Origin of the sequence: Mycobacterium colombiense, from assembly GCF_001953985.1 — a bacterium.
Classification (GTDB): Bacteria; Actinomycetota; Actinomycetes; order Mycobacteriales; family Mycobacteriaceae; genus Mycobacterium; species Mycobacterium colombiense_B.
The window spans coordinates 15946-29995 of sequence record NZ_MBEI01000006.1; the positions used below are offsets into that span (position 1 = coordinate 15946).

General features: G+C 63.9%; 13 protein-coding genes. 6 read left to right on the top strand and 7 right to left on the bottom strand.

Translation table 11 applies throughout. The features are described from left to right. Positions 1-5: 5 nt before the first annotated feature. The 3 genes from acpS to A5732_RS01110 all read left to right on the top strand — a co-directional run bounded on the left by acpS (position 6) and on the right by A5732_RS01110 (position 3200). Positions 6-404, top strand: a complete 399-nt coding sequence (gene acpS / locus A5732_RS01100; RefSeq protein WP_007774057.1) for a holo-ACP synthase AcpS — start codon at positions 6-8, stop codon at positions 402-404. Positions 405-414: 10 nt separating this feature from the next. Then, positions 415-1767, top strand: a complete 1353-nt coding sequence (locus A5732_RS01105) for a dipeptidase (protein ID WP_076100087.1) — start codon at positions 415-417, stop codon at positions 1765-1767. A 65-nt stretch (positions 1768-1832) separates the two neighbouring features. Further along, positions 1833-3200, top strand: coding sequence for a cytochrome P450 (locus A5732_RS01110; RefSeq protein ID WP_076100090.1), 1368 nt, complete (start codon positions 1833-1835; stop codon positions 3198-3200). A 703-nt stretch (positions 3201-3903) separates the two neighbouring features. Here the strand turns inward: A5732_RS01110 and A5732_RS01115 are convergent. From A5732_RS01115 to A5732_RS01135, 5 genes are all read right to left on the bottom strand, one after another. Then, the gene (locus tag A5732_RS01115; RefSeq protein WP_076051075.1) at positions 3904-4320 is read right to left on the bottom strand and encodes a hypothetical protein; all 417 of its coding nucleotides are present in this window, start codon (positions 4318-4320) and stop codon (positions 3904-3906) included. A 47-nt stretch (positions 4321-4367) separates the two neighbouring features. Next, positions 4368-5531 carry an NDMA-dependent alcohol dehydrogenase gene (locus A5732_RS01120; RefSeq protein ID WP_076100092.1) on the bottom strand — a complete coding sequence of 388 codons (1164 nt, stop codon included), beginning with the start codon at positions 5529-5531 and terminating at the stop codon, positions 4368-4370. Between the two features lie 22 nt (positions 5532-5553). After that, the gene (locus A5732_RS01125; protein WP_076051073.1) at positions 5554-6342 is read right to left on the bottom strand and encodes an SDR family oxidoreductase; all 789 of its coding nucleotides are present in this window, start codon (positions 6340-6342) and stop codon (positions 5554-5556) included. A gap of 119 nt (positions 6343-6461) precedes the next feature. Then, on the bottom strand, positions 6462-7094 hold the full coding sequence (locus tag A5732_RS01130) for a TetR/AcrR family transcriptional regulator (RefSeq protein WP_065056755.1): 633 nt from the start codon (positions 7092-7094) through the stop codon (positions 6462-6464). Positions 7095-7134: 40 nt separating this feature from the next. Then, on the bottom strand, positions 7135-8238 hold the full coding sequence (locus tag A5732_RS01135) for an NAD(P)H-dependent amine dehydrogenase family protein (protein WP_076100095.1): 1104 nt from the start codon (positions 8236-8238) through the stop codon (positions 7135-7137). Positions 8239-8337: 99 nt separating this feature from the next. Here A5732_RS01135 and A5732_RS01140 point away from each other — a divergent pair, with 99 nt between their 5' ends. Continuing rightward, positions 8338-9492: an ABC transporter substrate-binding protein gene (locus A5732_RS01140; protein ID WP_076100098.1), complete on the top strand. Its 1155-nt coding sequence runs from the start codon at positions 8338-8340 to the stop codon at positions 9490-9492. On the opposite strand, the gene A5732_RS01145 is transcribed toward A5732_RS01140, so the two are convergent. Further along, a complete protein-coding gene (locus A5732_RS01145) occupies positions 9454-10542 on the bottom strand; it encodes an NAD(P)H-dependent amine dehydrogenase family protein (protein ID WP_076051069.1) in 1089 nt (362 codons plus the stop codon). The genes A5732_RS01140 and A5732_RS01145 overlap by 39 nt on opposite strands. A gap of 139 nt (positions 10543-10681) precedes the next feature. On the opposite strand from A5732_RS01145, the gene A5732_RS01150 reads away from it, so the two are divergent. Then, positions 10682-11917: a cytochrome P450 gene (locus tag A5732_RS01150; protein ID WP_076051068.1), complete on the top strand. Its 1236-nt coding sequence runs from the start codon at positions 10682-10684 to the stop codon at positions 11915-11917. Positions 11918-11929: 12 nt separating this feature from the next. Then, positions 11930-12976, top strand: coding sequence for an NAD(P)H-dependent amine dehydrogenase family protein (locus tag A5732_RS01155; protein WP_076051067.1), 1047 nt, complete (start codon positions 11930-11932; stop codon positions 12974-12976). Here A5732_RS01155 and A5732_RS01160 read toward each other — a convergent pair. Next, on the bottom strand, positions 12973-14007 hold the full coding sequence (locus A5732_RS01160) for an NAD(P)H-dependent amine dehydrogenase family protein (protein ID WP_076100237.1): 1035 nt from the start codon (positions 14005-14007) through the stop codon (positions 12973-12975). The two genes, A5732_RS01155 and A5732_RS01160, sit on opposite strands and share 4 nt — an antisense overlap. Between the last annotated feature and the right edge of the window lie 43 nt (positions 14008-14050).

A 14050-nucleotide genomic window follows, 5' to 3' on the forward strand; every position in this document is an offset into this window, starting at 1 on the left:
GACCCATGGGAATTGTCGGTGTGGGGATCGATCTCGTCTCCATCCCTGATTTCGCCGAGCAGGTCGACCAGCCGGGCACCGTCTTCTCCGAGACGTTCACCCCCGGGGAGCGCCGCGACGCGTCGGACAAGAGTTCGTCGGCGGCGCGTCACCTGGCGGCCCGCTGGGCCGCCAAGGAGGCCGTGATCAAGGCGTGGTCGGGATCGCGGTTCGCCCAACGGCCGGTGCTACCGGAGGACATCCATCGCGACATCGAGGTGGTCACCGACATGTGGGGCCGCCCAAGGGTCCGGCTGAGCGGCGACATCGCCAAACACCTGGCCGACGTGATCATTCACGTCTCGCTGACGCATGAGGGCGATACCGCCGCCGCGGTGGCGATCCTGGAGACGACCGCCGACTAGCCTCGATCCCATGAGCGATCTGGTTGAGCGCGTCCGCGAGCTGCTGCCGTCGGTGCGCCGCGATCTGGAAGACCTGGTGCGCATCGAATCGGTGTGGGCCGATCCCGGCCGCCGCGACGAGGTACACCGCAGCGCGCAGGCCGTCGCGGATCTGTTGTCGCAAGCCGGTTTCGGCGACATACAGATCGTCAGCGAAGGGGGAGCGCCGGCGGTCATCGCGCGCCACCCCGCGCCACCGGGCGCGCCGACCGTCCTGCTGTACGCCCACCACGACGTCCAGCCCGAGGGCGACCGCAGCCAATGGGTGTCGCCGCCCTTCGAACCCACCGAGCGCGACGGCCGGCTCTACGGGCGCGGCAGCGCCGACGACAAGGCCGGCATCGCAACGCATTTGGCGGCGTTTCGGGCGCACGGCGGACAGCCGCCGGTGGGCGTGACGGTGTTCGTCGAGGGCGAAGAGGAATCCGGATCGCCGTCGCTGGGCCGGCTGCTGGCCGCCCACCGCGATGCGCTGGCCGCCGACGTGATCGTCATCGCCGACTCGGACAACTGGAGCACCGAGATCCCGGCGCTGACGGTCACGCTTCGCGGCCTGGTCGACTGCGTCGTCGAAGTCGCCACGCTCGACCACGGGCTGCACTCCGGCATCTGGGGTGGCGTGGTACCCGACGCGCTGAGCGTCCTTGTGCGGCTGTTGGCCAGTTTGCACGACGACGAAGGTAACGTGGCCGTCGCCGGCCTGCATGAAAGCACCGCGGCCGCAGTCGATTACCCGCCCGAGCGGGTGCGTGCCGACTCCGGACTACTCGACGGTGTGTCCGAAATCGGTTCGGGCTCGGCGCCGCAGCGGCTGTGGGCCAAACCCGCGATCACCGTGATCGGCATCGACACCACACCCATCGAGAAGGCGTCCAACACGCTGATCCCGCGGGCGCGCGCCAAGATCAGCATGCGCGTCGCGCCCGGCGGTGACGCGGCGGCACACCTGGACGCGTTGACCGCGCACCTGCAACAGCATGCGCCGTGGGGCGCACAGGTCAGCGTCACCCACGGCGACATCGGTGAGCCCTACGCCATCGACGCCAGCGGCAGTGTGTACGACGCCGCCCGGGCCGCGTTCCGTCAGGCGTGGGGCGTCGACGCGATCGACATGGGCATGGGCGGGTCGATTCCATTCATCGCCGAATTCGCCGAGGCCTTTCCGGAGGCGAAGATCCTCGTCACCGGCGTGGAGGACCCCGCAACACAGGCCCACAGCATCAACGAGAGCCTGCACCTGGGCGTGCTGGAACGCGCGGCGATCAGCGAGGCGCTGCTGCTGGCCAACCTCGCTGAGGGGAAACTCGACCGCCAAAATGCTTAACGAGACCGGCAGTCTCGTCGCATACTGCTTCTACACGCAGCCACTGGTCCGCAGGAGACGCCACCGTGAGTACGGAAAACACCCTGACCGGAGACGCCGGCAAGACCAACCGTTACCACTTTGATCGCCACACCCGGGAGTACCGCGAGCGGTTCACCGAGATCACGGAGGACATGCACGCCAGGTGCCCGGTGGCGTGGACCGACACCTACGACGGGCATTGGGTGGCCGCGGGCAATCGGGAAGTCTTCGAGCTCGCGCGCTGCCCGCACGTGTCCAACGACCACGACGTCACCGGTGACGGCACCGGCTACAAGGGAATCACGATTCCCACGCTGCCGCAGGGCACCGGCGTCCGGGGCGGCATGCTCGAGATGGACGAACCCGAGCACTCCGTCTACCGCGGCATCCTCAACCCCTACCTGTCGCCGGCGGCCGTCAAGCGCTGGAAGCCATTTGTCGACGAGATCGTGCGGGCCAGCATCGACGAGAAGATCGAAGCCGGGCGAATCGACTTCGTCGACGATCTCGCGAACGTCGTGCCCGCCGTCCTGACTCTGGCGATCATGGGCGTGCCGCTGAAGAAGTGGCAGCTCTATTGCGAGCCGGCCCACGCCAGCGTCTACACTCCCGCCGATTCCCCGGACGCCCCAAGGGTTTTGGAGCAGACGCTGGCGATGGGGGCGGACCTGTTCAACCACCTGCTCGAGATCCGCGAGAACCCGCGCCCCGGCATTGTGGACGCGTTGGCACGACTTGAGATCGACGGCGAACCCGCTCCCGACGCCGAACTGCTCGGAATGCTCGGCTTGATCATCGGCGGAGGTTTCGACACGACGACGGCGCTGACCGCGCATTCACTCGAATGGCTGGGCGAAAATCCCGAGCAGCGCGAACTGCTGAGGCGGGAATCGGAAACACTGCTCGACTCGGCGACCGAGGAATTCCTGCGTTACTTCACGCCCGCCCCCGGCGACGGTCGCACGATCGCCGCCGACCTCGAAATAGCGGGCACCCGGTTCAAGGAGGGCGATCGCCTGTGGCTGTCCTGGGCGATGGCCAACCGCGACCCCTCAGTGTTTCCCGATCCGAACCGGTTGGACCTGAGCCGAAAGAACAACCGGCACTTCAGCTTCGGGCTCGGCATCCACCGCTGCATCGGCTCCAACGTCGCGCGCGTCGTGTTCAAGTCGATGCTGATGGCGGTGCTCGACCGGATGCCCGACTACCGCTGCGACCCCGAGGGCACCGTGCACTATCCGACGATCGGCGTGATCCAGGGCATGCAGCACCTGCCGGCCACCTTCACCCCGGGCAACCCGCTTGGGCCGGGGATCGACGAGACGCTGGAGAAGCTGCAGCGGGTCTGCGACGAACAGGGGATTGCGCGACCGATCACCGAGTACAACCAGCCAGCCGTTATCGGCGACTGACTAGACGGACAGTGGTCGGCGCGGGCAGGTTGACGACTCCGACCTGATCGCTAGCGCTCCTCGGGCCAACTGCCTTGCGCATCAAGGCCGTCGCCCCATTCGTCCCAGGTCTCGTAGCGTCTGTTGCGGGGGCGGATTATCCGCCGTCTCAGCTCTGACAGCAGTTCCTCGGTGGAGGCGCGGGAGAGAGCGTCGATGATGGGGTCGGAAGCCGCGTCCGTGGCGTAGGTGTGGGTTCGGGGGCGGGGCCGTCGCGGCGCAGCTTGACCACAAGTTCTTTGGGTTCTCCGCCGGCGAGGATGGTGTCGATGCTGCCGGGTGCCCAGCCCAGCTTGTTTTCCAGGATGGCATAGGGCAGTTTCGGTGCAGGGTGGGACGGATTTGTGCGATCTACCGGCTATGGACGTCGCGAGTTGCCTGTCGGCAGGCACGAAACGGTCGTTTGGTCTACACCCCCGATTGGCTCACTCTCCCCACCGGCCCGTCGTCGCACCAGGTGAGATGGTTGCCGTGAATCGGTCCGCCGCCCTGGACGCCGAGATCAACACCGTCCTTACACAACTCAGCTCTGTGTCAATCGAGGCTGCACAGGAGAACACAATCAGACGCGGGCGTTCGGTCGCTACTTGCCGGCCGGCGGGTGGGGAGCTGTTTTGAAGTAGGAGCTGAGGCGACTCGGCGCCATCATGGCGTCGGCAACGACCTAGGCTTCGCTAATCCTTGGTGGGTTTCGAGGTGGGGTGACGCTCAAATCGTTGACGGCGACGAAGTATTTGCTTCTCCATAGCTCTGCGTCGACAGGGTCGTCGATGGACAACTCCTGGTCGCCGAACGTTTCGTGCGCCTCGAGTGCTACTGAGAGCTTTGCGAGCATGCTGGGTAGGCCTTTCGAGTACCAAAGCCTTCTCAGGGCAACTAGATCACTGAGGTTCTTGAGGTCATAGGTGAGGCTTACTACTTCGTCATAGTTGTTGGCATGCTGGGCTTTGACAGCATCGAGCGTTTGCTCTAATTGGACGAGTGACCGCTGTTGTTCGAGCAACTCGCGTACGAGCGTCCATACGACAACGGCCGGATCCATATGGAAGGGTCCTTGAGTCTCCATGTCAGGCATGCTCATCGCGTCGTTCCCCTTTTGCGCGGATTTCGTTTCATCGCATACTTTCGTCAATCGAAAGCGATGACACCGCGGATATTCCTGCCGGCCCGAAGGTCTTTCATGGCCTCGTTGATTTCGTCGAGCTGGTATTTCTGCGTGACCAGCTCATCGAGCTTGATCAGGCCCGCCTCGTACATCGACAGTAGTTTCGGCATGGCTTCCCGCGGGTTCATCTCGCCGTAAAGCACACCCTTGAATGTCTTACATGAGCTGATCATGTCAGTAAGGACCATCGGCACCATCAGGTCGGTGATCTTGGGCATTGCGGTCAGCACGCACGTTCCGCCCTTGCGCAACAACATCATCGCCATCATCACCATGTCTACGGGCACCACCCCGGGCGTGAGAACGACCCGGTCGGCCATCACGCCCCAGGTGATCTCCTTGACCAACTCCAGTGCGGCGCCGATGTCGATAGCGGTGTGGGTGGCACCGAACGTCGGTGCAACCTCACGTTTGAACTCGTTGGGGTCGACGGCGACGATGTGCTTGGCGCCCGCCACTTTCGCGCCTTGCACGGCGTTCATGCCAATTCCGCCAACACCGACGACGACGACCGTGTCACCCGGTTGGGTGCCCGCCGCGACCGAACCAGACCCGAATCCCGTTGTCACGCCGCAGGACACCAGGGAGGCGGCCTCCAAGGGAATCCAGTCATGGACTTTGACCAGTGAGCGCTCGGATGCCACTACGTACTCCGAGAAGGTGCCGACCTGCATCATCGCCATGAGGTCATCGCCTCCCAGATGGCGACGTCGGGTGCCGTCGGTGGTCATCGCCTTGTCGTAGATGTCGGCGCCCACGTCACACAGATACGTGTAGCCGGTCGTGCACCATCGGCAGCTGCCGCAGGCGGGGAGAAACGAGATGGCCACGTGGTCACCGGGCTGCAACATCTTCACCCCGGGGCCGACCGCTTCCACAACACCGGAGCCCTCGTGTCCGCCCAGCATAGGAAACCACTCAGGCACCGGGAGCCCCGACGCCCGCATCATCTCCTCCATTTCCTTAGTGGGCACGCTGTCGCCGGTGTAGAAGTGCTCGTCGGAGTGACAGATGCCGGCGTACGCCATCTTGACCAGGACCTCGCCGGCGTGTGGTGGGTCGAGTTCGACCTCGGCGACTTCCCATTCCACACCTACACCGCGTAACACGGCCGCTTTTGATTTCATCGTGGTTTCCTTCAGATGTCCTTCACCACTGTCGGAGTTCGGCCACGGCGCCGGACGGCCGAGGAGCCAAGGTCAGGTAAGGGATGAAACTGCTGCTGCCGCAACGAAGCACGGAGTAGACGATGTCGACAAGGTGTTCGGCCTCGACAAGGCCGCCCTGCATGTAGCCGTGGTCCATCCAGTAGTGGATGGCACTCTCCAGCGCCTGGGGGTCCCAGGCCTTGTTGAACTCGGTCTGTGAGTCGCCCTCACCGCCAAAGCAGTCTCCGACCGCAAGTCGGGTGAAGCCGATGTTCGGATGTTCGATGCGCCATGCCTCGACGAGCTTGTCGAGGGCGGCTTTGGAGACCGCATACGCGCCAAGCAGCGGCCACGGCGCGGAATAGGAGGCGCTCAAGGACGATAGGTAGACCGCGGATCCGGCCGAGGCGGCCAGGTGAGGTGCGGCCGCGGCGGTGACCAGGGACGCGCCGGTAACGTTGGTGCCGAAGAGCTTCCCCCACTGCTCGGCGCTGACTTCGGTGAGCGGTGCTAGCACGCCGACGCCGGTGGTATACACGAGCGCGTCCAGGCCGCCGAAAGCGTCGACGACTTCGGCGATCGCCTGCCCACACGCCGCATCATCGGTGACATCACAGGCGACCGCGACCGCGCCGTTGCCCGCCTCTTTGGCCGCGGTCTCCAGGCGGTCACGACGCCGGGCGAGGAAGGCGACCCTGGCACCCCTTTCGGCCAAACCCATTCCGATGCATCGGCCCAGACCCGCAGATGCTCCGACCACGGCAACTCTCAGCGGTGGTGTGTCAGGCATCGGCTCTCCTCGAAGCAGTTGAGAGGAACATTATCATTTCGGTAGAAGCGCGATATTCAGACATCGAAAACAATCATTTCCATATAGGTGCGACAGAGCTCCGCATTTCGGGCAGAAGGCTATCGTCGCAAGACGTTTCGAGGCTCGACGGCGAAGCTCAGCAGGAGCCGGTCGAGAACCCTGGCCGCCCTGGCCCGCGCCTTGGCTGGGCGGTCGGCGTGCGCTACGAGGAGGGCTGCCTCCTCGACTGCCGCTACGAGTAGATGGGTCAGCTCGCCGACCGGGTGGTCGTCGATGATGCCCTCGGCGATTGCTTCGTCCACCATCTCGTTGATCAGGGCAATGCTGTTGCTCTCCTGGATGGACCGCAGTGTCCGCCAACCCAGCACCACCGGCCCGTCGATGAGCATGACGCGCTGCACTTCGGGTTCGAGAGCGGATTCGAGGAATCCGCGCATCCCGACGGACAACTTTTCCCATGCGTCCGCGCCTTGCGGGGGTGAGGCGAGCGATCGCAGTGTCAGATCGCGTTCGACCTCTTCGAAGACCGCGCGAAAGAGTTCGGCCTTGTCCTTGAAGTGGTGGTAAAAAGCACCGCGAGTGCCTACACCGGACCTCGCCACCAGGTCCGAAATACTGGTCTCGAAATATCCTTTCTCGACAAACAGCGCGCGACCGGCGTCGACTAAATCGCGCCGAGTCCGATCCCCCCTCGCCCGGCGCTCGACGTCGGTGCCACCACGCTTGGCCATTCAAGCATCGTAGCAACATTCAGCTTGTATGTTGAGCTGCTCAGCGCACGATGCCGATCACCCGCATCAGCCCGAGGTCGCTGTGCGACTTGAATCCCGGGGGTGCGTCACAGATGGCGGGAATGGTGTTAACCGGCTCCATCGCCGTCCACGCATAGCCGACGTAGCCGGGTTTGGCAGTGTCGCGAGCTTTCTGGTCACCGCGCAGAATTAATTCGGTGCCCGGGTCGCCCTCGATCACGATCCTGTAGTGGTAATAAGGCTCCCAGTCAGGTTTGGGTTCTATGGCGTCGTGTTCGATGAACGAGTACAGCTCGTGCAGCGTGATGAACGGCGTGCTGTCTACCCATGCCGTCCAGAGATGATGCTGGGCGGCAACGGTTCCCTTTTTGATCACGCCCTTGAGCCCGGGCATGTCCATATCTGCGGTGCCCTCGTACGGGATGTCGCGGGTTGCGATGCCGAGCTTGACCTCCGTCGTAAACTGCTCCACGGTTTTGCCCAGTCCTTCCACCACCATGGTCAGCGACTGCGCGAACAACGACCAGGCGTCCGCGAAGAGATTGCCCTTGGCGAATTCGTCGGGCGTCTTCCCAAATCCCATCTCGTCTAGATACTTCAAGGTGTCTTTGTTGAAGTTGACTGCCTCGTAGATGTGGATGTGGTCGGTCTTGCCGACGATCCGGGCCAAGGTGAGCACTAGCAGGTCCGCGGCGTAGCCGGGATGGATTCCGCCGGCGTGGAACGACGTCGCACCCTCGGCGCATGCGGCCTCTATCTTGTCTACGTCAACCGCGTTGGCCTCGGTTCGATGCCACCACGCGCCACCCGAGGCGACGACGTTCTTGCCGGCGCGCAGCAGTCGGCAGATCTCGTCGATGTCTGACCACAGCGGCGCATAGAACACGCAGTCCGCGTCTAACGCCTCGAGCGCGTCCTTGTCGGTGGTGGCCAAAACGCCGATGGCTGGAACCCCGACGAGCTCGCCGGCGTCTTTGCCCACCTTCTCCGGGCGATTGCACAGCACCCCGACGACTTCGAAGACCGGGTTGTGGGCCATGTGGCGCAGCGCGAGCGTCCCGACATTGCCCATGCCCCACTGGATGACACGGTACTTCTTGCCGGTGGTCGATTCGACGGACATGGCGGCGACGCTACCAATACCCGGTAATCCGTATATGCGTTTCCGTAAACGTCCATTTCCGTAGACTGCCGGACAACCTTCGTATTGTATGTTGCCCTAATGGCAGACGAAGAGGTTCGCGCGTACGGGTCGGTTGCGCCGTTGAAAGTGGGCTTGCTGAACGATTATCCGACCCAAGCCAGCTCCGAGAACGACACTCTCGACACACTGCGGTTGGTCTTCGACGAGGCGGTCGCCGCCCGTCTGGTCGACCGGCCGATAGAACTGGTGCAACGCCATGTGATCGGCCTGCCCAACGGCACGTACCACGCCGTGGAGACCGCCTACGACGAGCTGGTCTCCGAGGGGTGCCTCGCGATCTACGGTCCGTATGTCTCCGACAACGCGGTGCCATTGGCCGCGCACGCCGATCGAGTGGCCAAGGTTCCCAACATCGTCCTGTCGGGCTCCGAGGGGGCGCTCGGGGAGTGGACGTTTGCGCTCAACAACGGATCGATGCCCGAAGAGCCGGTGATGCTGGCCGCCGTGATGCTCGGGGACGGCCGGTCGCGGATAGCCATCGCCTACGAAGCCTCTCTGATCGGCAAGGAGTACCTGGCGTTCGCCGAAAAGGCTTATTCTGCCGCCGGATTGAAGGTCGTGAGCACGGTCGCGATACCGCAGGTGGAAGCCGACAAGTCCAAGGTCGTCAACGAGCTGCGGGATGCCGAGCCAGACGCCCTGGTGCATGTTGGGTTCGGCCACGGGCTGTGGGGCTTCACCGACGCGTTGTTGGCCGTGGGATGGGATCCACCGCGGTACACCACCACCGCATTTGAGATGGCTCACATCAACGCCGAGTGGATGCGACAGCTGTCGGGCTGGGTCGGGCTGGACAGCTACGACGAACGCAACCTCGTCGGGCAGGCGTTCCTGGATCGTTTCGAGGCCCGATTCGGCCGCAGGCCGGCACATTCGATGCCCGGCCTGACGCACGACGTGGCGACGGTGATCGCGCGGGGGCTCGCTGCGGCGCGCCCGTTGACCGGGGACGGCGTCAAGCAGGGTATCGAGCAGGTCAAGCTCGTCCCGGCGGCCAGTGGGGCGCCGGGGACTTTTCTGCGATTCGGCCGCTGCATCCGGCAGGGCTGGATGGGCACGGACTATTTGATCGCTCGCCGGGTGCTGCCGGACGGTTCGGGGCACGTGTTCCACGCTGCGCCCAGCGACCACATCTCACGCGCGGTCGGTCTGACCTTGACTGGTCCCCGCTAGCTGGATCGCACCGAACACCGGGGCGGTTACGACGCCCGGTGGCGCAGCCAGCACGTCGGGAATCGCGCGCACCGCCCCCATCGCGATCATGAGATGCCCCGGCTCGGCGTGCGTTCCGGTGGGCGGCTCGTCGTCCCATCCGACATCCAGCTGCAACTCAAAACTGGGCTTTCCCTTGATGACGGCCCGGATCAGCGGTGCCTTTTCGCCGGGGGTGAGGGGTTTTAGGCCCCACTGCGGGAGGTCGCGGGTAAGGACCCACTCCTCGTGGATGGCGAGAAGCGGGCGGTCAGACCAGTGGCCGACCCACGAGAATCGTTGTCCGACGACAGTTCCCGCTTCGATGGTGCCGGCGCGGACCTCGAGGTCGTGGGGGAGTGTCGTGGCGTCGACCGACACGTCGACATGTGACAGCGTGATCCCAAGGACGTCGGCGGTGGCGTTGAGCGCTTGGCGATAGGCCAGGTCAAGCTTTTTGAGGATCGGGGAATTAACGCTGACATCTTCGGGCGGTCTGCCCATGCCCATCAGGTCGACGAGCATCGGTTTGCTGTCGACTGCCGACACATCGGTGGCCTCGTAGAGATCGATCCGGTCGATGGTCTTGGACAGCGCCGTCACCGTGGCGACCAGGCGTTCGAACATGAAGCCCGGATTCTCACCCGCTGCATGGAAGCGGGACCCGCCTGCGCGACAGGCTGCGACGAAGGCGCGCTCGGTCTCCGCCCCGTAGGTGGGCAGATGGTTGTAGGAGGTGGTCGTGATGACACTGGTTCCCGACGCGAGCAGTCGGCAGATATCTGCGGCGTTGGTTTCGACGGCATGCGCCTTACTGGCGGCGTGGATGACGACGTCGGCGCCCAGCGCGAAAATCTCCTCCTTATCCGCGGTGGCGAGCACTCCGGTGGTGGGTGGCAGCCCGCACAAGGTTCCGGCGTCCTGGCCGGCTTTGGCGGGGTCGTACACCAGCACACCCACCAACCGGTAATCAGGATTCTCAATCAGTTCCTGCAGCGCGGCACGGCCCACGGCGCCTGTGGCCCATTGCACGACTCGAGTTGCCAATCGAACGCTCCTGATTGCTCTTTCGGCGATCCACGGTTATTGGTGCCCTCAACCTACATCATGTAGGTTTTCAACCAGCAAGGTGTATGTTGTGCGAGCCTATGCACGAGTGAGGAGTCGTCACATGGCCGAGCCGGCGACTGTCGAGGAGCTTGAACAGAGCATCCGAGACGCACAGGACAGATTCAACCAAGGCATGGGTGCCGACGGCGACGCATCGCCATATCCGATGCTCAAGAAGCTGCGTGCGCAGAGTCCGGTGCACGCCGGCTGGCCGGAGATGGGGATGGTCGGCAATTCTGACGGCCCGCCAACCTTCACCGCTTACACGTTCGACACCGTCAAGGCGATCTTCACCGACAACATCACCTTCAGCACGCGCTGCTACGAAGATGTCGTCCGGCCACTCCAGGGTCCGACGATCCTGGAGATGCAGGAACCCGAACACGCGGTCTACCGCAAACTGCATGAGTTCGCCTTTGCCCGCTCTTCGATGAAGCGCTGGGACGCCGAACTCGTCGGTCCCTTGGTCCACAAAACCATCGCGAAATTCAAGGACGCCAAGCGCGCCGATCTCGTCGACGCGGTTTTTATGCCGATCCCGGTGCGGGTGATCGCTGCGCTGCTAGGCCTTCCGGATGCCGATGTGCTGCAGTTTCACCGACTCGCCATCGACCTGCTGGGCTTCCGCGGGAACATGGAATGCGCGTTGCGCGCTTCGGCCGAGATGAAGGAGTACTTCGTCGGGATACTTGCCGACCGACGCAAAGCCCCCAAGGACGACATGGTTTCGATCCTGGCCGGTGCCGAAGTCAACGGTGTAAAGATGTCCGACGAACAGATCTACGGTTTCATGCGCAACCTGCTGCCCGCCGGCGCGGAGACGACCTCGCGGTCGACGGCCAGTCTTGCCCTGGCGCTCTTGACGCATCCGGACCAACTCAACGCCGTCCGTGACGATCGCACGTTGCTACCTCAGGCCATCGAGGAAGGGATTCGCTGGGAAACCCCGCTGCTCAACTTCATGCGGGAGGTCACCTCCGATACCGAGATTGGTGGCGTACACGTTCCCAAGGGCGCGACCATGATGCTCAGCTTGGGCAGCGCGAATCACGACGAAACGCGGTGGGACGAACCCGAGAGGTTCGACATCTTCCGGGAACGCAAGCCGCACATCGGCTTCGCTCACGGAGCGCATGTGTGCCTCGGTATGCACCTGGCCAGGCTCGAGACGACCAAAATATTCAATGCGATATTCGATGAACTCCCCAATCTGCGGCTCGACCCGGACGCGGCGCCGCCGTACATCACAGGAACGATGTTCCGGTCCCCGCCCCGCCTTGACGTGGTGTGGGACTGAAAGAGGTATGCCATGACACGGGTGATCCAGTGGGCGACCGGCGTTACCGGGATGATTTCGCTTCGTCACGTCATCGAACGGGCGGATCTGGAACTGGTCGGGGTGCGCGTGTACGACCCCGCGAAGGCGGATGTGGACGCCGGCACACTTTGCGGTGCAAGCGAAGTCGGACTCCGCACCACCACCGATCGCAACGAGATCATCGACACTGACGCGGACGTGGTCCTCTACATGGGCAAGGTCGAGACCGATACGCCCGGCTGTTTTGCCGATGTCTGCGAGCTCCTCGCGTCGGGCAAGAACGTCGTGGCCACCGGAAGCCGGTTCATCCATCCCCGGTCGTTGCATGCATCGTTGGCAGACGGCATCGAGAACGCCTGTCGCACAGGGCAAACCTCGTTTCTTGGAGTCGGTTTATACCCGGGATTCTTCGGCGAATCACTCACGCCCATCCTGTCGCGGCTCACCGCCCGCGCCGGGCGGATCAGCGTCCGCGAGGTGCTGAACTACTCGACCTACGCCAGCCACGATCTGATTTTCAATGCCATGGGTTTCGGGCACACGCCCGACGACACGACGCCGCTGCTGACCAGTACCGAGTACGCGGCGAGCGCCTGGATCGGCAGTGCCACCGTGCTGGCGCAGTCGTTGGGGCTGAAGATCAGTTCTGTGCAGGGGTTCCGCGATGTCCGGACCACCCCGCGGGCGTTGACTGTGGCCGCGGGCGAGATTCCCGCAGGCACGGTCGGCGCCATGCGATTCGGCGTCGAGGTCGATTGCGGCGCAACTATATTGGCTGTCGAGCACCTCACCCGCATGGCCGATGATCTCGCACCGGAGTGGCCGACGGAGATCGGATACGAGGTGAGCTTCGACGGTGAGCCGAACCTGAGGTGCCACCTCGTGATCGGCTCGCACGGCGAGGATCACGCTGAACAAGGCTGCTTGGCCACCGCCATGCATGCCATCAACGCGATACCGACGGTGATGGCGGCCGAACCGGGGCTCTATGACCTTGCCACGATCGCCCCGTTTGTCGCGCACTGGACAAACGGCTAAAGCGCACCCGGTCTTCGATTGCCGAAACCGGTGTAGCTGCGGATCAGTGGGAGGTCGGCCATCGTCGCGAACCCTGCCGGTGCGGCGCACACGGCCGGAATGGCGTTGACGATCTGCATGGCGACGGTGATCAGTCCAGCTCTGACGTGCTCCTCGATCGAGGCCTCGCGCGAAAAGCTGGCCAGCGGAAAGAAGTGCGTGCGCATTGATGGGTCGCCCTCGATGGTCAGCGTCCAGCCGTCGAGAGGTTTGGGCCAGTGCTTCGGGTACTCACCGCCGACGGTCCACAGCGTCTCGAACTCGACCAGGGTTTCGCCGTTGCGATGGCCGACGAAGTTCCAGCGCTGCCCGGCGGTGGTGCCGGCCGAGACAATGTGGTCGAAAATCTGCAAGTCCTTTGTTGCGGGGACGGTCTCCAGCGTGACGGAGACATCGTCGATGTCTGCGTTCAGGGTGTCGGAGATGAACCAGGTCTGCTCGACGAACAGTCTCGTCAAGAAGCTGAGGTACTCGTTGGCTGTCGGCGTGACCTCCTCGATTGGCCGACCGAACCACATCCCGTCGAAGGTGATCGCAGTGCTCTCCCACAGGGTCCAGTCGGCGCGCTCCTGCAGCGTGATCCGATCGATGGTGCGGCTCATGCCGGACAGCGCGAGCGGCAGCACCCCGGACAGGTTGCCGGGGTTCAGGCCGCTGCCGTGGATGGTGCTGCCACCCTTGTCGCACGCCGCCTGCAGGCGCACGCGGTCGGCTTCAGGGATCCTTCGCGGGTGGAACAGGAACGCCGGCGTCGCGACGTTCTTTCCACTCTCCAACAGCGCACAGACGTCGTCGATGTTGGTGAACGACGGTGCGTACAACACCAGGTCGGCGTCGATCGCGAGGATCTGCGCGACGTCGGTGGTTGCGGTCACGCCGATCGGCGCTCTGTCGACCAAGGCTCCGATGTCCACGCCGTTCTTGGCGTCGGAATACACCCGCGCGCCCACCAGTTGGAGGTCTGGCCGGTGATCGAGGATGGTCCTGACCATCTCGGTGCCCACGGCGCCGGTGGCCCACTGAATGACTCGTAGC